The organism is Actinoplanes sp. CA-252034, assembly GCF_050956125.1.
Taxonomy (GTDB): Bacteria; Actinomycetota; Actinomycetes; order Mycobacteriales; family Micromonosporaceae; genus Actinoplanes.
In genome coordinates, this window is record NZ_CP191846.1 from 1397640 (window position 1) to 1417693 (window position 20054).

The following is a 20054-nucleotide window of genomic DNA, read 5'->3' on the forward strand; positions in this document are numbered from 1 at the left end:
TCCATCCCCGAGTCGGATATCAAGAAATGCTTCGGTGGCGTCTAGGTCGTATACGATCCGTCATCGTGCCCATATATTCACGCTGGTCCAGAAGATCGTAGTAAGCATTCGCGCGTGCGCCAAATTCGGCGAAGCCGTCGGTCCTCGGCAGTAAAATCCGTCGCCGCACTGCTGGTGAACGACGACAAGCATTAGCCCCGCGAGCGATGCCATCAGCGCCGCGCCTGCCTCTCGCTACAGGGCGTAATCCGCGAGTGTCGACGGAGCACCCTGGGTGACACTACTGCGAGTTGCCGTAAGCCGGGGCAGGGTATGTCAAGATCCCTTAATGCCACAGCCCTGGATCACCCTAATCGCTGCAGTCGTGAGCGCAGTCATCGCCGGGATTAGCGCTGCGGTCGTCGCCTCGTATCAGGCTCGCATGAGTATTGCGAATGCTGCTCGCCTCGCGATTGAAGCTTTCGATCGAGAGCAGCGCGCCGAGCGTGAAAAATCTAAGGATGAGGCAGTGATGGCTGTGGGCGCATTGGTTCACGATGCCCATGCTCCTCTCAACATAATTGCGTCATTCGTAGATCTCGCAACAGAGGAGGATGTTGATGCCCACGAGAGATCAAGTTTGCTTGACCGCATGGAAGCCGCATCTAACAGGCTCGCAGATCATCTATCGGCATGCCACAGGGTTGTTTGGACGCATCAATACTTCATCGGCCCCCAGGCCAACCAGGCCTTCTATCAAATGCTTAGCTATTACGGGCACCTAAGGGCGGAGCTTCAAATTCTGCGAACGCAGGCTGAGGCCACCCGACAGGGCGACGAACTGGTCAGCACGGCCGCGACAGTTACATCACTAGTAAGTCAAATGCTGGATTGCACGTATCGGATGCTAAATCGCTTCGATAGTGATCCTGTTAATCCCATGACAGGCGACGATCGGGAAGTAAGTAACAATTTCATCCGCATAACCGCTGCCGATCGCAAAGAAGGCTAAGAAGCGATCAGTTGCCACAGAAGCCGCGACCGGCAAGCGCTCATTAGCGACCACAAATCGATAGATAAAGTAGGCGCCAAGGCCTCTCCTTGAGAGGGTGCGCGAGGTAATACTCACGCACACTCTCATCGGCATGAGCGTGCATGGCTCGTCAGTGCAGGCCCAGTTTGGCGATAGTGGACTAGCAGTGAAGCGGCGGTTCCCAAGCTCGGCAGTTAGTTGGCTAGGCGTTCCGAAGCTGTTCGAGTTCATCCAGGATCAAGCTGCGTGCACGAGTTCCGTAGGCGGCTTGTCCGGCGAGGGTGCTGAAGGCGCGTGCGTACAGCGCGATCTCCCGCGGCTGTGTGATCGTGAGTTCCGCTGAGACCGCCTCGACATGCACGAGGCGGTCGTCGAACATGATGAACTGGTTGGACGGCACGACATAGGGTGCTCGGTCCGGAAGAATGCCAAGACGGACACGAGCCATAGACATGATCGACAAAAGTCGGTCTAGTTGGCCGGCCATAACGTCGTGGCTTCCGACCATGGTTCGGAGAGCCTGCTGGGCCATGACGAAGTGGAAGCTGTGACCGCGCTTGTACAGGACCTGCTGTCGCTCCATCCGTGCTGAGACGCCAGCATCGGTGTCATCCGGGATTTCGTAGAAGGCAGCAACGCGCTCGAGCACCGCGGTGGCGTACTCGGCGGTGTGAAGGAGACCCGGTACGAGCACAGGTTCAAACCACCGCATCAGCTGAGTCTCGGCCTCGAGGGTCTGCGACTTCTCTTGGCGAGCCCGGGTTCCTGTGCGCAGCCTCCGGCGCCATTCGACGTACATGGCTTCGATATCGCGTGCCGTGATGACCAGATCGTCAGCCTGATCGGCTGCCCCGCATGCGCGACACCACACGTGGATGTCATCGGCGGATGGCGCCTGCTTGCCGTACTCAATCTTGGAGATCTTCGAGCTGTCCCAACCGGCAAGGGCCGCCAGGCCCTTGCCGGTGAGTCCAGCTTCCTTCCGAAGGTCGCGAAGGCGGGAGCCAAGGGCCTCGCGAGCCTGAAGGGCCGTGCTTGTTGCCAAGGAACACCGCTCAGTGCACGTAGTCAGCGTGTGGGATGGCAAGCTTCCAGAGCTGGTCGCGTACCTGCACGCATCGGTTGACGATTAGAGGATCGGTTGTTTCGGCGCCGCCTGAGAAGGTGCCATCCGGTGTGAAGACGGTGAACACCACCCGTTGGTCGTCGATGAGCCAGAAGTCATCGGTGGTTACATCGGCGTCGTTCAGCAGGTGACGCGGGAGCCAGCGGATGTCCTCACCAGCGGCGATGTTCAGCGGTGCCACGGTTAGCCCCCACCGGGTGTAGTCCACGTGTGGCACCGTCACGATCCGGATGCGCTCGATCCGCCGGCCTGTAGCGGTGTTCTCTTGGACAAGGTCGAGCCATGGCTGATGCCAGTGGAAATCATCCACTTCCCCATCGAGGAACTTCTGGAATGGCTCCGATTCGCTCGGCGTGTGATACGAGTCTTCAACTTCTAGATGGAAGGCTGAATGGCGGTTCGTCCGGAAGATGTCGAAGAATGCGTCCTCTTGGAGCAGTCGCATTCTTAACCTTCCTTTCGCTTTCGGACCTCGATGCAAGCTTCGTGATCCGGCACGGTCAACTGCCCGAGCACACTGTGGTCCAGGCTCGCCCCTGAGATCAGGAACGTGTCGCACTCGCCCGTGTCGCCCCTCCACCGGCGCCCGGTGGCTACGAGGCCGGCATCCAGGGCCGCGTCGGGGCGGATGTGCCGCAGGAGCGACGCGGGGATCTCCACGGTCGTTGACGGCTGCCCCTTCACCTTCCAGCCCTGGACGACGTAAGAGGTGCGGTCGGTCTCGTACAGAGTCGGCGACCCACCGCCCTGTGTCTCCTTGCCTAGGAACGTTAGCTGCATCTCCGAGCCCTCCGATCAGAAGTTGCTTGGTTTTGCTCGACTTCTCGCGATCGTTCGCGGATTGGTGCCCGGCTGTCAAGCCTTAGAGGGACAAGCAAACTTGAGCAAACTCCTTGGAAGCTGGGCCAGCTGTTCATAGCGTCTTGAACGACCACCAGACCGGAAGGACAGCCTGAGCGGCGGGAAGGCGATGATGGGCGCGATCTACACCATCCGGCACTACCCCCTGATTCGCCTGCGGTGGTTCTGGCGAGGTGTCGGCTGCCGCTGCGGCTCGGAGGCTTTCCCGTGCCCTCCGGTCCGACTCCGCGTGGTGGCCGTGCCGTCCGAGCAGCGAACGCGGTGGGCCTGGTGACCGGTGCTGATCACAGTGTGGCTTGGCCGCTTAGGTCATGCCGGACCTGTGCGACGGAATGGCCGTGTCAGGTGGCCGCAGATGCCTTGTTGGCAACGCACGGTGACGGTTTGCCGCTCACAGCTTGGCTCTGGGGCCTCTACGAGAAGGCCGCCGAGACCTGCCCCGGCACGTCACATGCCGATCTGTATGACCGATGTATTCGACGGCCGCTTGCCGCCGTCGACAAGCGACGGCGATCTACGAACCTCGTCCTTCCGGACGCTGTCGCGCCAGACGAGGAACCGACACCGTTGCGGGTCCCGGACGGGGGTTACGCGCCGGGATCATGGGGGCCGCTATGAGTTCGGACGTCGACGTCGTCGGTGACGCAATTCCGGTCCACTCGGCCACGGGCGAAGCGCTCGGCCGGTACGAGCTGGTGGAGCGTAACGGGGAGCTGCGGTACCGGGCATGGAGCCCGAACCGGCCGCGGTTCGGATCTCCCGCCAACGAATACCCCACGTACCACCAGACAGCCGATGACGCCCGCCGGTATCTGGCTGGCGAAAGCCCAACCAGCTAGCCAAGAGGACGACATGGACGAGCGAACCACGGTTTGGGCAGGCCAAACCGTCATCGGCTACGTGGCTCCGCACTACATCGCCGAGCACAACATCACGCGCTGGCTGTCGTGGCGTCCGCAAGATCCTCTCGAACGTGCAATCGGTTCCCACCAGGACCAGGCCCAGGCCGAGGGGTTCCTTGCGCAACTTGCCGGCGTGAAGGTTCCCCAGTGAACGTGTCCGTGATCGACGTGGCTACGGATGCGGATCTGGCTTTGAGCTGTCCGACCTGTGAAGCGCCCGCCGGGATGCGTTGCCTCAACATTTTCAACGGTCGCGCGCTCCGCCCTGGTCGACGGACACACCTAACCCGGCAGATTCTGATCGTCGAGCAGAAGGAGGGACAACGGTGGAGGTGACTCTTGGGGGCGACGAACGGGTTGCGATCGCTGCTTTGCAAAGCCGGTTCGGCGGATGGCGTATCAACCAGCACCTCGACGACCGAGCTACGCGAGACGGGATTCCCATCCCAGCCGGTCACTACGCCGCATCTCACATCGTCTCGGAAGTTCCGTGCGTGGTCGCGGCCACCATCGATGAACTCACCGAGATCCTGACAGAGGCCAACCATGCCCGCTTGCGCGCGGCTGTCGAGGAGGTAAGCGGGCGCTTTCGGGGATGGAAGGTCGGCTACCTAGGTCTCGGCCGACGTCCTCGGACGGTTGTCGGCCAGCGTGGGCAGTTCTACGCACGCCGGGCGCGGTTCCTCCGGACATCAACCTTGGTAGTGGCCTGGACAGCGGACGAGCTTTGCAAGGAGATCGACAGCATCCGCCGTCACGCCGATTGCTAATCCCGATGCCGTCAAGCATCCGCCAGGATGCCGCCCATCGGCCATGGATTCACCGGTAAGCGCGGGCTCAAATCCGCCGACGGCACGCATTCACCCCTCGACAGGAGAATCTTCGTGCCCAGACTGTCCACATTGGATCAGCGAATACCCGGAACTCACCTCCCCGATGACGCCAAGCCTTGCATCGGCAGAGCCAGGGTTCCCGAAAAGGAGGTAGATCTACACGTTCTGGAATTGGTGCTAAAAGGGCTCCGCGCTTCTTTATCTGATGCCGAAGAGAGCCATCACATAATAAGCGACAAAGGGGAGGAAAACCCGTGCTAGCCAACGGTTTCGGCGCATGGCAATTCGATCTCAAGGATGTGTGTGACGAGGTCCGCGTACGCGGATACGTCAACCTTCGCACCGACGCCAGTGATGCGGCTATCGCGGAGCTGGCAACGCTGGTGGGGCACGCGACGGGCGCTCGTTCGTTCGGGATGGTGACGGTCCGGGGCAACGGCGCCGGGTCGTGGCTCCCGATGCACACCGAGAGCATCAGTCTCGGCGAGTCGGACATGAATGAATTGTTCGCGCTCGGATGTCTCGAATCGGCTCCGGTCGGCGGGGCGACCTGTCTCTACGATGGCCGGCGGGCGGCTCACGCCCTAGCGGCCAGCGTTCCGGAGGTGCTGGGGGTTCAGATCCGCTACCGATCTCACGCCTACCCCGGCGAGGAAGCGACCCATCCCCTGATCTGCGACGACCCGGAGTATGGGCTCGTCCTTCGCTACCGCTCCCAGTTGGATACAAACACGGTCGTCAACGTCCCGTCGGCCATGGGCGAGGACGAGCTGTACCGGACCGTGGATGAGGCGGTGAGGAACGCCCTGACGCTGACGCACCGATGGCGGGAGGGAGATTTCCTGCTCGTCAACAACCGAACCATGATCCACGCCAGGGAGCCCTACGATGGTTCGCGGGCTCTGGTGCGTTGCCGATACGATGATCCGCGCCATAGGACAATCGAAATCGGTAGGTAGCCCTTTGAGAGTTCCACGTTTCGCCGTCCGCCTCGTCAGTAAGGCTCTGCAAACTTACTGGCGGATCTTCAAGCCGGAGTCCCACGGGGTCAAGGCGCTGATCTTGCACCCATCCGATCCAACATTATGCTTGATGATCCGGCATTCTTACACCGATCAACAACGCTGGGGGTTACCTGGCGGCGGTTACCGTCCCCGGAGAGAGTCAGCCGAAAAGGCTGTACGACGGGAGTGCATGGAAGAACTGGGCGTCACCTTCGGCCCGGTTGTTGATGTGCTAGATGAGCTGGTGACGGAGCTTGAAGGGAAACGGGACCACCTGATCATTTTCAGGGGAACAGCACTGTCGGCCGATATCCGGCCGAATCGCGAGGTTGCGGAAGCCCGTTGGACGGCATTCGACTATTCCGGACTTCCTGATGGAAGGTTGGTGTCTCGGTGGGCAAATATTGCCATTTCAGCTCACCGAAAAGCCCAGGTTTAACGCCCCGCTACCCAGCTTGGCCGGGGTGAGAGCTCGTGGCTGGCGTTGCCGGCGAAGCCGACTGCGGTACACCGATGAGAAAGCGGAGGCGGTGCCGGTATTGGGGTGGCCGGCCCGCCTCCTTGATCGAAACGGTACACCCCCATACTGCTGATGGGGTACCCCATCAGCAGTACCCCACCCATCTTCCTAGCCTGCCAAGGTGGACCAGGACTCTGAGCAGCGCGCACCCATGGGTGCTTTCGAGGTCCAACAGCGCCTCGGCCTCTCGAAGAAACGCGCCGACATCCTCATGAGCCGGCCGGACTTCCCGACACCCCTCGCAAGTCTCAGCCGCGGCCGAGTGTGGGCGGCTGCCGACATCGAGGAATGGATCCGCGTCCACCGGCCCCACCTCGCCACGGAGGCCGCCATCACTGCCGAACGCAAAGAAGCGCCGCCCCTCGACCACGAGGGTCGAGAGGCGGCGCTTGCTGAAGCAATCCAGGTGCGGCTGGCGCCGGCGATGCAGAACGGAAACCTTACGGTCGAGGAGATCTCCCAGCTTGCCGCCCGCGTTGCAGTCGAGGTGCTCGTCGACGAGGTCTAAGCCTTGTCTAGCGCTAATGGTTGACGCCTGCATATAGTCATGCGCATGGCCATACCAATACGACTCATGGGCGCCCACGAGATCCGCATTCGCCTCGGTGGCGTTAGCCGCCAGCGGTCTTACCAGATCACCAGCCGCGCCGACTTCCCGAAGCCCGTCGCTGACCTGGGGCAGGGCAAAGTGTGGCTGGTCGATGATGTCGAAGCCTGGATGAAGGTTCACCGGCCGCACCAGGTCGACCTGGTCCAGGCCGACGACTAAACCGCTTACCGGTCTCGGCCCAAGCTCACCGCAACGGTACCGAGCGATGTGGTGGAACTGGCCGGCGCGATCCACACCCCGGCGGCGCCCGCCGCGGTGATGAGCATCAGCAGCACTTCGTCAGTGCCGACACCGCCGAGAATGGCGGTGGTGAGGACCTGGAGAACGGCCAGGGCGACCGCAACGCCGGTCTTCACACCCGGACCGTTCGGGATGAGCGGAACCCACCAGACGCCGAAGGCGGTCACCGCGGCGATTGCCACGCTGACCCACTCGGTCGCGTCGATGTGCTGGTCGCCGCCGAGCGCTTGGTAGGCGGCGACGACGCCGGCCACGAAAACCGCCACGATCGCCTTGCCGTATTTCTGCACGTCAAACACTCCTGATGCGTACGTATGTTCGATAATGAGTGTGTGGGAGAACGCGAAGGACACCTGAGGGAAGAAACCCGTCAATGGGTGCAGGACGAGGCGGACCGGTTACACAACGGTGTGTGGGGCGCCGCCGCGGCGGCGATCCTCGAGGCCGCCCATGAGGCAGCCAAGGCCCCGGACGATCCCTGGGCCTATCAGCAGGCGCGGATCATCCGCAGGTCTCCGCGGGGCTAGCCGGCACGGGGTTGCGGCGGCGCTGCTCGTCGGCGACCGCTCGGGCTGTGTTGTAGCGACGCACCTCGCCGAGCGCCGAGTCCGGTTGGTCGGCGACGACCTGCAGCAGCTCGTCGATCGCTCGGCGGTCTGCCTCAGCTGCTTCGGCCCGGGCCCGGGTCGACGCGTTGGACGCCTCGTTGTACCGGGCCTGGCATGCCGTCATGTCGTACTGCTGCACCGCCACGAAGACGGACAGGATCAGAGCCACGCCGGCCATGACCTTGCCGGTGATGTCGGCCTGTGATGACGCCAGCCATCCGGCTACGGCGCGGGCTGCGGTCATCGGTCTTCTCCCTGGCGGTCATGGCGGGTGAGTAGGTAGCGGAAGGCGAGGCCGAGGCCGCCCCAGGTCAATACCGAAAGGGCGGCCTCGAGGCTGTAGAGGGTCACGTCGGCGCCCCATCGCGCGGTTCTGCAGGCGACGTCGTGGGCTGGTTTTGGTCGTTGCCGCGGCCGATGCTTGGCGGGGCCAGGGCCAGGACCAGCCCGGCGGGCACGCCGAGCAGGAGCGCGTCGGGCAGCTGCCCGCGGACGAGGCTGACGATGACGACGGCGAGCCATGCCCCCAGGCCGACCAGCATGACGAGATTCCGGAGCCATGCCGGCATTGCGCGCCCCCGTTGGCCGCAGGTGGATAAATGGGTGGAGCGCTACTTCTTTGCGGTGAGCGCCTTGAGCTCGTCGCGGATGGTGGTAAGAGCGCTGAGAATCTGCCCGAACACGCCGGCCGAGGGGATCGGGTCGCCGCCGCGGGTCTTGCCCTTCATGATCAGCGCCCAGGGGTCACCGACCAGGTCACCGAGGTTGCGCTGGTAGCCGCCCTTGCTGTCCTCCGACCAGGCGAAGCGCCGGCCTTCCAGGACATCGGCAGCGACCTGGTCAACGCGGGCATCGACCAGCTTTGCGATCTCCGCGGAAAGCCATTTCCTGTCGTCTGCGTTCAACTCGTTCTCCTCCATCAGTGCGGCCACGCGGGGCCGCTCCTTGGTCATGTCGACCCCGTACGGATCGGATTTGGTGGAGCCCTCGCCGGGCGGGCGGCCGACGTAGGGCTGGTGTTCGTAATGGGCGGCGAGACGGCGCAGCGGGTCGGCGCCGAGACGACGCATGATCGCCGCGGTGGCGCGGCGTGCGGCATCCAGTTGGGCGGTGGGCCAGGGCTCGCCCTTGTTGTCGTTGGCCATCTCGATGCCGAGGAGCTGGGTGTTGCCGAGACCCTTGTTAGGGCCGGCCCAACCAATCTTGTTGTGGTTACAGCGGCCGGCGGCGCACACGTACACCACGCCGTCGCGGTAGATCATCAGTTGGGCGATCGGTGCCGGGGCGGTGTTCGAGCCGGTGAGGATCACATGGACCTCACCCTGAGCAGTCGACTTTCGGGAACCCGCCGTGGCGTGCCAGGTCATTCCGACCGGCTGGAATTCCGCGTTGCCGCGGGTCTTCCAGCCGTCGACCTCGACTACACGAAGGCCAGCCCGGCGCAGCTCATCAGCGAGCCAGGTCAGTCTGGGCATGGGGAATCCTTCCCTCGGTACTGAATGGTGGTGGGACCTGGGGTGAGAGGTCGGCCGCAGCCTGGCGGCGCGGGTCTATAGGTCGACGCCGGTGTCCGGCACGAGCGGACCGAGGTCCTCGACGATGAGAGCCATGTTGTTCGAGTCCGCCAGGACGCTGCCCGCGCTCGATCCGGCGTACTGCCGGCCGGAGATGAGCACGCTCACGGTCTCGTCCGCTGTGGGCATCCGCACGTGCTCCATCGATCCGGTCTGCTGGTCGCCGGTCTCGCAGTGCGCCACGGAGGCGGACGTGGTTGTCGCTACGCCGCTTGTGGAGACGCGTAGCTGGAATGCTGCCTTGTCGGTGCTGGTGGCGAAGTCGATGCGAATCTGTGGCGCGCGGATCGAGTAGGCGCGGCCGCCCTTGAGTGCGAGTCCGTCGACTCGGAGGATGGGAGTTTCTGCGCTCGTGATCGTTTTGCCGGTACCTCGGTTGCCGTAGACGCGGAGACCGCGCCGGCCTACCTCAGTCTCGAGTGCGGATATCCGCGCGTTGATGGCGGTCACCCGGTCATCGATCGTGGCGACTCTCGCCTCGATCGCCTCGGCGAGGGCCTGACCCAGGTCGGCGCCGTTCGGTGGGTCGGTGGCTTCTTGGAAGGGGAAGCCGTAGCGGGTAGTGGTGTCAGCCATCGGCGGCCTCCTTTAGATGGCCTGAACAGTGATGTTGCGGTTGGAGAAGGTCGCGGACGGAGTGTTGCCGTAGGTCGCGTATTTCGCGGTGAAGGTGGTCAGTCCGGGAGTCAGCCCGGTGAGCAGGACCACGCGGGAAGCGTCCATACGTCCCGCCAGGGCGAAGTCGGATACGTTCGCCACGCTGTATTCGATACGGGAGCGGACGACGCGGGCGACGCTGACGGAAACCGTGTTGGCTCCCGATCCGGCGAAGCCCATCATGGCGCCGGCACTGTTCAGGCCGAAGCCTTCCAGGGCCTGATACTCCATCAGGCAGCTCAGCGTCACGAGCACGCGACCGCTGGGCCCGACGCTCAGCTCGACGGAGGGCCCCATGGTGGGCAGGTCGATGAACGATGACGAACTCGTCGTCTCGGCCGCTGCGACCGTGGCGCTTGCCGTTCGTAGTGCCGACAGCGCGCTCACGGCCTCGGGCGTGCCGGGGATGGTGAACCGGCCGAGGATGCCCCACGTCGCGCCGGCGGTGAGGATGCCGACGACGTCACCGGCCTGCAGAATCGCTGCCTCGGACGTGTTGAGGATCGGTAGGTTGGTCATCAAGGACCGGCCGACCAGCACGGTGTTCGCCGCGGTGGCCTGGTTCCAGGTGACGATCGTGCCCTGCCGGAATCCGGCGCTGGGGCCGCTGTCGGGGGCGGTGAGGAGCGGCACCAGGTCGTCGCTACGCATCGCCTTCTCCGATCATGACGAGCGTCTGCTCCCGGGTCTGTGCGGTCATCGCCACGTCTGCCGACAGAGGCACGGTGAGCCGGTCCAGCACATGTGTCTCCGAGCGGGTGCGGAGTTGGACCGTGACCGGATCCCATGGCTCCAGCGCCGGATTGACGATGGCCTGGAAGTCGACGTTGTACGGCACTCCGAGCGTGGTCCGTAGCAGCGCGTTCGCGGTGATCTGCGCCTGTTCTGCGGTGGTGATGAACGGTGAGGCGTAGAACCGAGGGACCTTCCCGAACGGCCCGTCCCACCAGGTCGGCGAGTCGGGGTTGGCGTCAACGGCGACGGCTGTCGGCGGCGCCGTCGTGTCGACGGCCTCCCCGGACGCGACGACAGCGTTGTAGACGCCCTCATCGGAAATCTCCCGGCCAATCTCGATCAGCACGCCGTTTGCGCCGCTGTCGACGGTCCAGACCGGTGCACTGGAGTCGGGGACGTCCTTGATGACCAGGTGACCACGGTGGTCCCAGAACCAGATCTTGCCGCGGCCGGTCACCAGGTCGGCCAGGAACCGGAACCGGTCCTGCTCGCAGATCAGGGCCCTACCGAGCGGGTCGGTGGCCGTGGTGTCGTCCCACTCGATGATTGCCGTCGGGTACACCTCGCCGACCAGCTGGGCGACGACGGCGCCGTAGGTGTCGGTGGCCGCGTACTGGCGAGGGGCGATCAGACGAGCCTTTACGAGCCCGCCCATCCGATCCTGTCCGGCAATCCGGATCGCGCCGTCCGGTGCTTCGGCCTGCTCCGCCGACCGAATCCGGAAGTAGCCGAGGCTCACCCATTCGGTAGCGCCGCCCTCGAAGGCGATTCCACGGCGGAGGAAGACCTCGTTGCCGTAGGGGGCGAGCAAGTCGCCGGCGGCGGCCGGGAACGGGCCGTCAACAGTCAGGCTCACCGTGGCTCGCACGTCGGCGGCCGCGTCCATCTGGACATCGCCGCTCAGCACGGCGACCTCGGTACCGGCCGGGTTGGTGCCCGACTGGCCCGGGGCGACGACAACGGCCTGGACGACGGCGCGGTGTGAGCCGCGCAGTGCGCTGAGAAAGCGGGCGGACACGGGCCTCACGGCACGATCACCACCTCCGGATCGGAGACGTACTCCAGCACCTCGGCCCATGATCCGAAGGCCGCGCCGATCGCTGCCCAGGAGCCGAAGGACGCGAGCAGGGTTTCCCAGGTGACGGTGGCGCCGACGACGTCCGGGCCGGGTGCCGCAACCGCGGTCATCGGCAGCGTCCACACGTACCGCCGGTCCTGCGGCAACGGCGAGAGGCGGCGCCAGACCACGTCGCCCACGTGCACGTACCCGCCAGGGACGTCGTCGTAGGCGGGCGGTACCTGCAGATACAGCACGTCCCCCGAGGCCAGCAGCAGCTCGACCAGCCGGGACTCCGCTGCCGAGGAGGTTCGGAGCTGCAGCGTCCACTGGCTGGGGCCGCGGAGCTCCGACACGACGATCGGCAGGCTGCGCCCGAGCACGGGGAACACGCCGGCCCGGGACTTGCGGCCGATCTCCGGGCGGTTGACGACCGTCACCGGCCTGTTCAGGAACGGTCGGGTGACGTTCTTGAACCAGACCCGGTCGATCGCCGCGGTGATCGCCGCGGTGTCGGTCGCCAACAGCACTCCGCCGCTGTTGTAGGCGCGTACCCGGTAGGTAGTGGCCTGCCCCGGCGGGAACTCGTAGTCGTCGACGGTCACCGTCGCACCGGCCGGCGTGAGGCGGCCGGCGCCCCGGACAACGGTCCACTGAACGCCGTTGGTGGTCCGGTCCACGGTTGCGTAGGCCGCCGCGGCGGGGACGGGGGCGGAGAGCCGTACCCGGGCCAGGGCGCCGTCGTAGGTGAGGGCGGCGCTCATCGTGCGGCCGCCGTTGCCCAGGCGCCGGCCCGCCGCTTGACCTGCCGGTCGCGGTGCTGGATCCGCACGTCCACGATCTCGGTCAGTTCCCGGTCGCCGACATACACGTGGACCTCCGGAATCGATGACTCGCCGGCGGAGGCCTCGCCGCGGACGGCTTCGCGGATCATGGCGGCGAGCTTGGACAGGGGCGCGACGGCTTCGGCTTCCCCGCCCTCGGCCACGCCGACGAGCCGGCCACCGCGGGTGGCCGGGACGATGCCGCCCTTGGCCAGCATCGGGATCGTGGGCAGCGAGAAGCTGTTGCCGCCGATCCCGGGGACCCATCCGGGGACGCTGAAGTTGATGTTGCCGACGGAGTTGTTCCAGAACGACGCGATGGCGTTGAACGCGCTGCGGAACGGCGCCGAGATGTAGCCGGCAACCTTGCTCAGGGCCGACTTCAGCCGCCCGGGAAGAAGGTTGAACCAGTCGAGCGTCTTGGCGCCGGCCGAGGTGATGCCGGTCCACGCGGGCTGGATCCACTTCGCCCAGAGGATGTCCTTGAACCAGGAGCCCACCGCGCTGGCAGCCGACTTGATGCCTCCCCAGGACGCGTTCCAGATCGTCTGGAAGAACTTCGTCTTGGTGGCGAGGAGGAGGATGCCGGCGACGATCAGCCCGATGCCGATGATCAGCAGTCCGACGGGCGTCATCGTCATGACGACACCGAAGGCGGTGTGCACCGCGGTCCAGATCTTCGTGGCCACCACGACGGTGCCGATGGCGGTGGCGAGGATGCCGAGGCCGATGGCGAGAGGGGTGACCCAGCCGCTGTTGTCCTTGAGCCAGCCGAAGGTGGCCATGATGTGCGGTACGGCCTGGCCGAGCTTCTCGACCAGGGCGCCCTGCACCTGGCGTTTGAGGGCCTCGAGCTTGTGGGAGGCCGACTCTTCGACGGTCTTGCCGAGCTGGTCGGCGGCGCCGGCAACGTCGCCCAGTGCGGCTGTCGCCTTGGACGGGTCGAGGGCGAAGAGGGCCTGGCCCAGGTCTTCGGCCTGGGTGCCGAACAGTGCCACCGCGGCCTGGGACTGCAGGACGGGATCCTTGATGCCGCGGAGGCGATCCAGGACCGTGTCGAGGCCGGCCTTGGCGCTGTCGCCGCCCCTGCCGATCTGCTCGGCCATGGCGCCCGCGTCGAGGCCCAGCATCTTGAAGCCCTCGGAGGTCGTCTTGCTGCCGTCCACCGCCCTGATCGAGAACTCCTTGAACGCGTCGGCCACGATGTCGAGATCGCGGGCGCCGGCCTTGAGCCCTTGGGAGAGCAGGCCGGTTGCGGTGGCGCCGTCGAGGCCGAGCTTGCGGAACTGGGTGCCGTACTCGGAGTAGGTCTCCAGCAGGTCACCGGCCATGTCACCGGTCTGCTGGAAGCCGCGAGTGATGATGTCGAAGGCCTCGGCGGCGTTAGCGGCCAGACCGGTACGGACCAGCTGGCCGGCCGCCCGGATGGTCTGGGTCACGTCCTGACCGAACACGTCGGCGAGGGCCTGCGCTTTGACGGTGATGGCCTCGATGTCCGCGTCGATCGCATCCTCAGCGATCAAGCCGGATCCCAGGACACCACGCAGGGTCTCATTGACCGCCTCCAGGGATTGGCCGAAGCCAGCGCCGTAGACGTTGCCGGCGATTCGTCCCATGTCGGCCGCGTACTGGGCGTCGCCGCCGAGCTGGGCCGCCAGCTTGGTTTTCGCAGCGTCGACGTTGAGCGCCTCCACCAGGCCGGCGCCGATCCCCGCGGCGAGGGCACCGCCCACCATCGGCGCGTACTGGCGGGCCTGTTCGCCGGCCTGGCGCAGCTTCTCGTGGGCGGTCTTGAGCCCTCGGTCGAGGGCGGTGTCGTCTGCCTTGAGGTAGGCGACCAGCTCACCGAGTTTCAGGGCCATGGTCGCCTCCTGCTATTCGGTTGGGTTCAGCGCCCGGACGAGCCGGGTTTTGGCGGTGAGCAGGCCTTCGATGCGGGTCATGAGCCACGGCCAGGACCGGGCCCGCATGAGGGCGCGGTCGTCGACGTCGATGCCGTATTCGGAGTGCAGGTCAGCGGCGATCAGGTCCCAGTGGGCGAGGACCTGCGCCCACGTCCACCCTTCGCCCTGCCGCTCCTGGACGACCTGGTCCGGGATCTCGTACCACTCGTAGAGGCCGGTGTGTTCGTCGCGTTCGCCGCGGCCGTATTCGTCCGCCCAGCTGCCCGACGTTCCGCTCGGTTCGCCGGGCGTGCGGCTTCCCCCGATTGGCCGCCGGAGGTCCAGAACCGCGCGGCGGCCTCTTCGCCGCCGACGATCCACGCGTACGCGGTGTGCCCGCAGTATTGGATGTGGGCGTGGGTGACGCCGTCGGTCATCATCTGGTCGTAGGCGGTGCCGAGGACGCGTTGTGCCAGCGTCTGGTGGCCGTCGAGTTTCGGCAGGTCGTGTTCGATGCGGTCGACGACGTCCTGGATCTCGTGCGGCGTGCTGGCAGCGTGGATGCGGCCGGCTACTTCCGCCAGTTGCTGGCACCAGAGGCCGAGCTCGGCGGAGGCCAGCGGCACCACGTACTCGCGTTCTGCGCCGTCCCGGCCGGGAACACCGCCCAGCTCCAGGCCGGGGTTGAAGTACCGGCTGAGGCCCGAGAGTTTGGCCATGTCAGGACACCACGAAGTCGTTCGGCGTGCCGGTGGTGTCGGAGGTGCCGGCCGGCGTCGTCACGGTCACGTCCTTGGATCCAACGGTGAGCGCCGGCTTCGTGGCGACGATGTGCGCGTCGTTGACGACCGTGAAGTTCGTGGCCGCGGTGCCGCCGAAGCTCACGGCGGTGGCGCCGGTGAAGTGGGTGCCGTAGATCGACACGAGACCACCTGCGACGGTCCCGCTGAGCGCCGGGTTGAGGCCGGTAACCACGGGGGTCATGTCGGCGTTCGGGTTGACGATCGAGGCCAGCTTGCCCTGTCCCTGCAGAGTCAGGGAGACGATGTCCTGTTCGCCGGGGCCGCCGCCGTCCGGGGTGAACTTCACCAGGGCGCGGCCCTCTTTGGAGTTGCCGTCGTCCAGGCCGTCTTTGTCGTACCAGCGGACTCCGCACTCGCCTGCGGCGGTCGAGGTCTTGGCCGCCTCGAACTTCTCGCGCAGGAACCGGTGGACCGGGTCGACGGCGGTTCCGGCAGCGTTCTTCGAGAAGAAGATCTTGATCTCGAGACGCCAGTTGTAGCCGGTCACGTCTTCGCGGGCGGCGCCCTCGTCTTCGTATGTCTCGCCGTCCTCGGTGCGCAGCTCTTCGATGAGCTTGACCTCCTGCTTGCCCATCAGCTGCTGATAGAGGCTCGCGGGGTAGGCGCCGGTGTCGATGTCGATGCGCTCGCGCCGGGCGAGGGCGGTGACGCGGGTGGTGGGGGTGGTGGCCATGCGGCGCTCCTCAGTCCGTGCGATGTGCCGTCGGGCGCATGGCCTCGACGTAGTAGTTGTGCGAGATCTCCCATCGGCCGGCCGTGTCGGTGCCCAGGGAGGCGTATGACTGGCGATAGACCTGCACGACGGCGATGCCGCCCCAGCGCAGGCCTTCAGCGCTGTCGAGCAGGTCGAAGATCGCGTCGCCGATGTCGCTGGCCACTCGTGGATCGGTGGTGCCGCGGATGCGGATCTGCAGACCTTCGGTCACGCCGGCCAGACCCGGGGGAGAGGCCACCGGGTAGGTGGCGAGGGTGATCAACCGGTCCGGGCTGGTCGGGATGCCGCGGACCACGATCGCGGTCTCCGCCGCGGTGTATCCGCCGGAGGTCCGCCAGACACCGATGGCGGCCGCCTGCAGGTGCTCGGCACAGCCGGCCAGCAGCCGCGACGTCCACCCGTCACCGGTGCTCATCCGAGCAGTCCCTGCGACCGGGAAGCGATCAGCCGCAGCATGGTGTCGTGCTCCGAGCTCATCGGCTCTTCCAGGTACTTCGCCTGCTTGCCGTCGTCGTGTCGCAGCGTCAGGTCTTCGTGCTGACGTACCGCGTAGGGCCGGTCGAAGGAGACCGCGAAGGTCTGGCCGTCCGCGTCGCTGCTGACCTCGCCGGAGCGCGCCAGGTCGCCCTCTTCATGCGGGGCGAGCTGGGTAGAGACCTGGAGCAGGTGTTCCGCCGCGAACTCGAGACCGTCGGCGCTGGCGCCGCGCAGTGCCGCCATGACCGCATCTGCGTTCCAGGAAAGTGTGAAGGCGTCATCGGCCACGGGTCACTCCAGAGACAGTTCGACGTGTTCGGGTAGCGGAAGACCGTGAGCGTCGAGGTGAGCGACGGCGAGGACCCGGGTGATGCGGCCGGACGGCAGGGTGACGCGGGAGCCCGCCGGGGCCGTGGTTCCCGGCGGCGCGAAGACCGTGCTCGAAGAGACGTCCTCACGACCGGCCGCGTCTTGGGTTTGCACCGCGATGCGGCGAGTGGATTCGTCGATGACGCATGGGCCAACGGCGGCGGGGGAGGCGTACACGTCGCCGTACGCGCCGGCGCCCTGCCACGCCTCCACGGTGATCGTCCACGGAGCCGGCACGTAGGCGGCGATGAACTCGGCCCAATTCACGGTCACCTCGTCTGCGGCCCGTGGCCGGTCAGCCCAGCCAGTTGCAGGATCGTCCAGGCCTGTTGCCACAACGGGCCGACCCGGGCAGGACGGTCACGGTCGGGGCCCGCCTGGACGCTGATCTTGCCGATGGTGAAACCGCCACGCGATCGGGCGTCCGCCAGCTCGCCAAGGACCTGCGCCACCGTGGCCTGCCGCAACACTTCCAGCGTGTCTGGCGCGGTCGGGTCATAGAACGCGCTCAGCAGGGCAGCATCGACGTCACGAGAGGCCCGGACAAGCCGGTCGACAGCATCGGCCGGCACCGGGGCGGGAAGATCGTCAACCGAGGCATGGGCGCCAGCAGGTTGGGCCGAACGGACCTCTACCGTCTCCGTCGCCACCGCGGGAACGCCGTCGATCAAGGCGGTCCAGGTCGCCAGATAGGTCGCGCCGACCCGGCCCGGTGGGATCCACCGGTAGAAGGTGATCCCCGCGCTGGGCTCCTGCACAATGGTGGGCGGGAGCACCTCGGCGCCGGTGCCGGCACGAGTGATCCGAATCGTGGTGTGGGCCGGGTCAACGGCGGGCCCGCCTGGGTACGCGTACCAGGAGGTGGTCAAGTCGATCGGGCTACCTGCGATGCCGGTCACGGTCATGCTGCTGCTCCGTAGTTCGTCAGCGCCCACCGCAGCGGGTAGAAGACGCCGGCGAAAACTCGCCCGACGCCGTTCGGGTTCTTGACGGCGAAGCCGATCCGGATCCCGCCGTCGTCGAGATCGCCGGCCTGCGCGGTGAAGGTGAAGCCGAGACCAGGCACGGCCCGGAAGCCGCTGTCGGGATACAGGCCGGGGTCGCCTTCCGCGGCCGGCACCGCCTCGCCCGAGGACGCGTACCGAACCGGCAGGCCGTTCACCACGACGGCGACGTCGTAGAACAGGCCGGAGCCGTTCTGCAGAAGGCCCGACCACCGGAACTCGATCTCATCGCCCACGGTGGCCGCGATGGTGAAGGTGGGCCCGCCGACGAGCGGCGCCCATGAGGCGGTCGCCTGCGGGACCACGTCACCGCTGCGGACGTATCCGTGGGCACGAATGAGTGGGTTGCCGCCTCCAGCCGGGGCTTCCTCGAGCGCGGTGAGCCGATCGTCGAGAGCAGCGTCCGACGCCGCCCGGGCGCCAGCCTCGGTCCCGAGGGCCGCAGTGGTCGCGTATTGCGGATGAGGGTCACCGGCGGAGGCGTGCGCGGCCGCCGCGACGGCCGCGGTGCCTGCCGGATCGGCGCCCGCCTGGCCGGGCGTGTGAGTGTGCGGCCCGCCACCACCGCCGGGTGGAATCGGGCTGACGTAGCCGATGGCCACCGTTCCTCCAGCAGTGTTTCGTCTGGGCCGGCCGCCACCGGCCGCGACAGGGCGCTCAGCCGCTGTACTGGTCGCGCAGCTCGTCGCGCTTCATCGCCCGGATCGTGTCCGGGTTCTGGTCCGGGTGGGTGGCAAGCACCCAGTCCGCCCAGGCCTCCTGGGAGGCGTTGCCCGCGGGTTGCTCGGACTGCTCGGTGTCGGCCAGCTGGTCGACGAGCGTGAGCTTGGCGGCGGCGATCTCGCGGTCCTGCTGCGCTGCCGGATCAGCGGGCACGAGGCCGGGCACGAGCGGCGTGGGGCCAGGGCTGGCGTGGATCTCCGGAGACACCACGGTGGGGCCGTGCGGATCCGCCTTACCCGCGCCAATCGGCGGCAGGAAGTCGCCGAGGCGGGGGCTGACCGCGGCATCACGCAGCGGGGTGCCGAGCGGCTGGTGAGTGCGACTGCTGTCGACGTCGATCCGCGGCCGGGCGGCCGGGTTGTCCACCCGGCCGTTGACCTCGTACCCGGCGCCGCGGCAGTACCCAATCACCGCGGTGTTGTCGGTCTCGGCGCGGCCGTTCTTGAAGACGACATCGCCGATCTGGCCGTTGTATTCCCTGTTCGGGGCGACGATGACGGCCATCAGGCGGCGACCTTCAGGTTCCGCATCACGCCGGCGGCCTTGGAACGCTTGAGCACGACCGCGACCGGGCCCATCTCGACCTCACCGGTCTTGACCGCGCCGCTGGTGCTGAAGTCCGGCATCCACTGCTGGACCAGTGGGCGGCCCGCCATGGAGACGCCGTGGAAGCCGTCGAGAGCGAAGCGGGCGGCGTAGATGTCGCTGAGCCCGGCGATGTTGCCGCCGCCACCCGCGCCGTCGGCATCGCGGGTGACGGTGCCGATGACGTCCGTGTTCGAGCCGGCCTTGGTGCCCAGGTCGACGAGCTCGATACCGCGGTACTTCTCGATCGGTCGGCCGAGGGCGTCGGTGCTCTTGTCGATCATGTCGGCCCATGCCGCGACGAACAGGAAATACGCCTTGGTCAGGGAGTTCATGAACAGCGCGTCCGGAGCTCCGTCGAGCTTTCCGAGCCAGGCGTTGACGTGCAGCATGAACTGCAGCGCCTTCTGCTTGCTATCGACGGTGGTGAGGTCGAGGTAGCCGGCGGCAACGCCGTTGGCGAGCGGCAGGTATTCAGTCGTGGTGCCGGTCAGCATCTTGGACAGCCCGTCGAAACCGTTGGCATCGACTGCCGAATCCGCGTTGATGACCTGATCGGCGAAGAAGGCACGGGCGGCCTTGATCTTCTGCGACATCTGCAGCGCCGTCTCGGCGGCCGCGGCGACGCCGTTGAGGACACGGTCGATCTGGAAGCTGCCACCGAGCGGCTTGAGGTCGACGCTCGCGCGGACCTTGGCCACCTCGGAAGGCACGTACTCAGCGTTGATCGCGCGGTACGCGGCGGTCGCCTGGCTGGTGAGCCGGGTGTAGCCGTAGGTCAAGGTAGCGCCGTTGCCGGCCTGGTTGACCACGTCGTCGAAGGTCAGCTTGTCCAGAAGGTAACTGGACTTCTGGAACTCGTCGATGACCTGAACGTCGATGTCGTCGGTGGCGTTGAGCTTGGCCTGAGCCAGGGTCACGGGCATGGGTGC

General features: G+C 66.3%; 29 protein-coding genes. 8 read left to right on the top strand and 21 right to left on the bottom strand.

What is annotated here, in order from left to right:
* The first annotated feature begins 364 nt into the window (after window positions 1–364).
* A complete protein-coding gene (locus ACQPZW_RS06515; protein WP_433793919.1) occupies window positions 365–991 on the top strand; it encodes a hypothetical protein in 627 nt (208 codons plus the stop codon).
* 223 nt (window positions 992–1214) lie between these two features.
* On the opposite strand, the gene ACQPZW_RS06520 is transcribed toward ACQPZW_RS06515, so the two are convergent.
* The 3 genes from ACQPZW_RS06520 to ACQPZW_RS06530 are packed head-to-tail and all read right to left on the bottom strand — an operon-like array spanning window position 1215 to window position 2918.
* A complete protein-coding gene (locus ACQPZW_RS06520) occupies window positions 1215–2057 on the bottom strand; it encodes a helix-turn-helix domain-containing protein (protein ID WP_433793920.1) in 843 nt (280 codons plus the stop codon).
* Between the two features lie 10 nt (window positions 2058–2067).
* Window positions 2068–2583: a DUF6879 family protein gene (locus ACQPZW_RS06525; RefSeq protein WP_433793921.1), complete on the bottom strand. Its 516-nt coding sequence runs from the start codon at window positions 2581–2583 to the stop codon at window positions 2068–2070.
* Between the two features lie 2 nt (window positions 2584–2585).
* A complete protein-coding gene (locus ACQPZW_RS06530; RefSeq protein ID WP_433793922.1) occupies window positions 2586–2918 on the bottom strand; it encodes a hypothetical protein in 333 nt (110 codons plus the stop codon).
* 933 nt (window positions 2919–3851) lie between these two features.
* Between ACQPZW_RS06530 and ACQPZW_RS06535 the strand changes: the two genes are divergently transcribed.
* The 7 genes from ACQPZW_RS06535 to ACQPZW_RS06565 all read left to right on the top strand — a co-directional run bounded on the left by ACQPZW_RS06535 (window position 3852) and on the right by ACQPZW_RS06565 (window position 7027).
* The gene (locus ACQPZW_RS06535; RefSeq protein ID WP_433793923.1) at window positions 3852–4052 is read left to right on the top strand and encodes a hypothetical protein; all 201 of its coding nucleotides are present in this window, start codon (window positions 3852–3854) and stop codon (window positions 4050–4052) included.
* 74 nt (window positions 4053–4126) lie between these two features.
* The gene (locus ACQPZW_RS06540) at window positions 4127–4237 is read left to right on the top strand and encodes a hypothetical protein (protein WP_433797450.1); all 111 of its coding nucleotides are present in this window, start codon (window positions 4127–4129) and stop codon (window positions 4235–4237) included.
* Window positions 4228–4671, top strand: a complete 444-nt coding sequence (locus tag ACQPZW_RS06545; protein ID WP_433793924.1) for a hypothetical protein — start codon at window positions 4228–4230, stop codon at window positions 4669–4671. Before ACQPZW_RS06540 ends, ACQPZW_RS06545 begins: the two co-directional genes overlap by 10 nt.
* Window positions 4672–4988: 317 nt before the next feature.
* Entirely contained in the window at window positions 4989–5693 is a 705-nt protein-coding gene (locus ACQPZW_RS06550; RefSeq protein ID WP_433793925.1) for a TauD/TfdA family dioxygenase, read from the top strand.
* Between the two features lie 133 nt (window positions 5694–5826).
* On the top strand, window positions 5827–6177 hold the full coding sequence (locus ACQPZW_RS06555; RefSeq protein WP_433797451.1) for an NUDIX domain-containing protein: 351 nt from the start codon (window positions 5827–5829) through the stop codon (window positions 6175–6177).
* Between the two features lie 202 nt (window positions 6178–6379).
* Window positions 6380–6766: a helix-turn-helix transcriptional regulator gene (locus ACQPZW_RS06560; protein ID WP_433793926.1), complete on the top strand. Its 387-nt coding sequence runs from the start codon at window positions 6380–6382 to the stop codon at window positions 6764–6766.
* Between the two features lie 66 nt (window positions 6767–6832).
* On the top strand, window positions 6833–7027 hold the full coding sequence (locus ACQPZW_RS06565) for a helix-turn-helix transcriptional regulator (RefSeq protein WP_433793927.1): 195 nt from the start codon (window positions 6833–6835) through the stop codon (window positions 7025–7027).
* A gap of 5 nt (window positions 7028–7032) precedes the next feature.
* On the opposite strand, the gene ACQPZW_RS06570 is transcribed toward ACQPZW_RS06565, so the two are convergent.
* The 18 genes from ACQPZW_RS06570 to ACQPZW_RS06655 form a co-directional block, all read right to left on the bottom strand.
* Window positions 7033–7407, bottom strand: coding sequence for a hypothetical protein (locus ACQPZW_RS06570; RefSeq protein ID WP_433793928.1), 375 nt, complete (start codon window positions 7405–7407; stop codon window positions 7033–7035).
* A gap of 202 nt (window positions 7408–7609) precedes the next feature.
* Window positions 7610–7960 carry a hypothetical protein gene (locus ACQPZW_RS06575; RefSeq protein ID WP_433793929.1) on the bottom strand — a complete coding sequence of 117 codons (351 nt, stop codon included), beginning with the start codon at window positions 7958–7960 and terminating at the stop codon, window positions 7610–7612.
* A 103-nt stretch (window positions 7961–8063) separates the two neighbouring features.
* Window positions 8064–8258: a hypothetical protein gene (locus ACQPZW_RS06580; RefSeq protein WP_433793930.1), complete on the bottom strand. Its 195-nt coding sequence runs from the start codon at window positions 8256–8258 to the stop codon at window positions 8064–8066.
* A gap of 69 nt (window positions 8259–8327) precedes the next feature.
* A complete protein-coding gene (locus ACQPZW_RS06585; protein ID WP_433793931.1) occupies window positions 8328–9191 on the bottom strand; it encodes a peptidoglycan recognition protein family protein in 864 nt (287 codons plus the stop codon).
* Between the two features lie 75 nt (window positions 9192–9266).
* Entirely contained in the window at window positions 9267–9866 is a 600-nt protein-coding gene (locus ACQPZW_RS06590; RefSeq protein WP_433793932.1) for a hypothetical protein, read from the bottom strand.
* 12 nt (window positions 9867–9878) lie between these two features.
* Window positions 9879–10598 (bottom strand): hypothetical protein, encoded by a 720-nt coding sequence (locus ACQPZW_RS06595; RefSeq protein ID WP_433793933.1) that lies wholly within the window; start codon window positions 10596–10598, stop codon window positions 9879–9881.
* Window positions 10591–11700 carry a DUF5047 domain-containing protein gene (locus ACQPZW_RS06600; RefSeq protein ID WP_433793934.1) on the bottom strand — a complete coding sequence of 370 codons (1110 nt, stop codon included), beginning with the start codon at window positions 11698–11700 and terminating at the stop codon, window positions 10591–10593. Before ACQPZW_RS06600 ends, ACQPZW_RS06595 begins: the two co-directional genes overlap by 8 nt.
* Before the next feature lie 5 nt (window positions 11701–11705).
* Window positions 11706–12503: a hypothetical protein gene (locus ACQPZW_RS06605; protein ID WP_433793935.1), complete on the bottom strand. Its 798-nt coding sequence runs from the start codon at window positions 12501–12503 to the stop codon at window positions 11706–11708.
* Window positions 12500–14425: a phage tail tape measure protein gene (locus tag ACQPZW_RS06610; RefSeq protein WP_433793936.1), complete on the bottom strand. Its 1926-nt coding sequence runs from the start codon at window positions 14423–14425 to the stop codon at window positions 12500–12502. Before ACQPZW_RS06610 ends, ACQPZW_RS06605 begins: the two co-directional genes overlap by 4 nt.
* 161 nt (window positions 14426–14586) lie before the next feature.
* Entirely contained in the window at window positions 14587–15165 is a 579-nt protein-coding gene (locus tag ACQPZW_RS06615) for a DUF7426 family protein (RefSeq protein ID WP_433793937.1), read from the bottom strand.
* 1 nt (window position 15166) lies between these two features.
* A complete protein-coding gene (locus tag ACQPZW_RS06620; RefSeq protein WP_433793938.1) occupies window positions 15167–15922 on the bottom strand; it encodes a phage tail tube protein in 756 nt (251 codons plus the stop codon).
* A 10-nt stretch (window positions 15923–15932) separates the two neighbouring features.
* Window positions 15933–16379 (bottom strand): minor capsid protein, encoded by a 447-nt coding sequence (locus ACQPZW_RS06625; protein ID WP_433793939.1) that lies wholly within the window; start codon window positions 16377–16379, stop codon window positions 15933–15935.
* A complete protein-coding gene (locus tag ACQPZW_RS06630) occupies window positions 16376–16729 on the bottom strand; it encodes a hypothetical protein (protein WP_433793940.1) in 354 nt (117 codons plus the stop codon). The genes ACQPZW_RS06625 and ACQPZW_RS06630 overlap by 4 nt, the downstream gene beginning before the upstream one ends.
* A 3-nt stretch (window positions 16730–16732) precedes the next feature.
* Window positions 16733–17077, bottom strand: a complete 345-nt coding sequence (locus tag ACQPZW_RS06635) for a hypothetical protein (RefSeq protein WP_433797452.1) — start codon at window positions 17075–17077, stop codon at window positions 16733–16735.
* A gap of 2 nt (window positions 17078–17079) precedes the next feature.
* Complete coding sequence (locus ACQPZW_RS06640) at window positions 17080–17715, bottom strand: hypothetical protein (protein WP_433793941.1); 636 nt, start codon at window positions 17713–17715, stop codon at window positions 17080–17082.
* Window positions 17712–18416, bottom strand: a complete 705-nt coding sequence (locus ACQPZW_RS06645; protein ID WP_433793942.1) for a hypothetical protein — start codon at window positions 18414–18416, stop codon at window positions 17712–17714. Before ACQPZW_RS06645 ends, ACQPZW_RS06640 begins: the two co-directional genes overlap by 4 nt.
* Window positions 18417–18471: 55 nt before the next feature.
* Window positions 18472–19041: a hypothetical protein gene (locus ACQPZW_RS06650; RefSeq protein WP_433793943.1), complete on the bottom strand. Its 570-nt coding sequence runs from the start codon at window positions 19039–19041 to the stop codon at window positions 18472–18474.
* On the bottom strand, window positions 19041–20048 hold the full coding sequence (locus ACQPZW_RS06655; RefSeq protein WP_433793944.1) for a major capsid protein: 1008 nt from the start codon (window positions 20046–20048) through the stop codon (window positions 19041–19043). The genes ACQPZW_RS06650 and ACQPZW_RS06655 overlap by 1 nt, the downstream gene beginning before the upstream one ends.
* Window positions 20049–20054: the final 6 nt, after the last annotated feature.

Coding starts and splice junctions, on each gene's coding strand:
- ACQPZW_RS06525 (WP_433793921.1), bottom strand. CDS start 2,583: ATGCGACTGCTCCAAGAGGACGCATTCTTCGACATCTTCCGGACGAAC.
- ACQPZW_RS06530 (WP_433793922.1), bottom strand. CDS start 2,918: ATGCAGCTAACGTTCCTAGGCAAGGAGACACAGGGCGGTGGGTCGCCG.
- ACQPZW_RS06535 (WP_433793923.1), top strand. CDS start 3,852: ATGGACGAGCGAACCACGGTTTGGGCAGGCCAAACCGTCATCGGCTAC.
- ACQPZW_RS06540 (WP_433797450.1), top strand. CDS start 4,127: ATGCGTTGCCTCAACATTTTCAACGGTCGCGCGCTCCGCCCTGGTCGA.
- ACQPZW_RS06555 (WP_433797451.1), top strand. CDS start 5,827: ATGATCCGGCATTCTTACACCGATCAACAACGCTGGGGGTTACCTGGC.
- ACQPZW_RS06565 (WP_433793927.1), top strand. CDS start 6,833: ATGGGCGCCCACGAGATCCGCATTCGCCTCGGTGGCGTTAGCCGCCAG.
- ACQPZW_RS06575 (WP_433793929.1), bottom strand. CDS start 7,960: ATGACCGCAGCCCGCGCCGTAGCCGGATGGCTGGCGTCATCACAGGCC.
- ACQPZW_RS06580 (WP_433793930.1), bottom strand. CDS start 8,258: ATGCTGGTCGGCCTGGGGGCATGGCTCGCCGTCGTCATCGTCAGCCTC.
- ACQPZW_RS06585 (WP_433793931.1), bottom strand. CDS start 9,191: ATGCCCAGACTGACCTGGCTCGCTGATGAGCTGCGCCGGGCTGGCCTT.
- ACQPZW_RS06590 (WP_433793932.1), bottom strand. CDS start 9,866: ATGGCTGACACCACTACCCGCTACGGCTTCCCCTTCCAAGAAGCCACC.
- ACQPZW_RS06595 (WP_433793933.1), bottom strand. CDS start 10,598: ATGCGTAGCGACGACCTGGTGCCGCTCCTCACCGCCCCCGACAGCGGC.
- ACQPZW_RS06605 (WP_433793935.1), bottom strand. CDS start 12,503: ATGAGCGCCGCCCTCACCTACGACGGCGCCCTGGCCCGGGTACGGCTC.
- ACQPZW_RS06610 (WP_433793936.1), bottom strand. CDS start 14,425: ATGGCCCTGAAACTCGGTGAGCTGGTCGCCTACCTCAAGGCAGACGAC.
- ACQPZW_RS06615 (WP_433793937.1), bottom strand. CDS start 15,165: ATGGCCAAACTCTCGGGCCTCAGCCGGTACTTCAACCCCGGCCTGGAG.
- ACQPZW_RS06620 (WP_433793938.1), bottom strand. CDS start 15,922: ATGGCCACCACCCCCACCACCCGCGTCACCGCCCTCGCCCGGCGCGAG.
- ACQPZW_RS06625 (WP_433793939.1), bottom strand. CDS start 16,379: ATGAGCACCGGTGACGGGTGGACGTCGCGGCTGCTGGCCGGCTGTGCC.
- ACQPZW_RS06640 (WP_433793941.1), bottom strand. CDS start 17,715: ATGACCGTGACCGGCATCGCAGGTAGCCCGATCGACTTGACCACCTCC.
- ACQPZW_RS06650 (WP_433793943.1), bottom strand. CDS start 19,041: ATGGCCGTCATCGTCGCCCCGAACAGGGAATACAACGGCCAGATCGGC.
- ACQPZW_RS06655 (WP_433793944.1), bottom strand. CDS start 20,048: ATGCCCGTGACCCTGGCTCAGGCCAAGCTCAACGCCACCGACGACATC.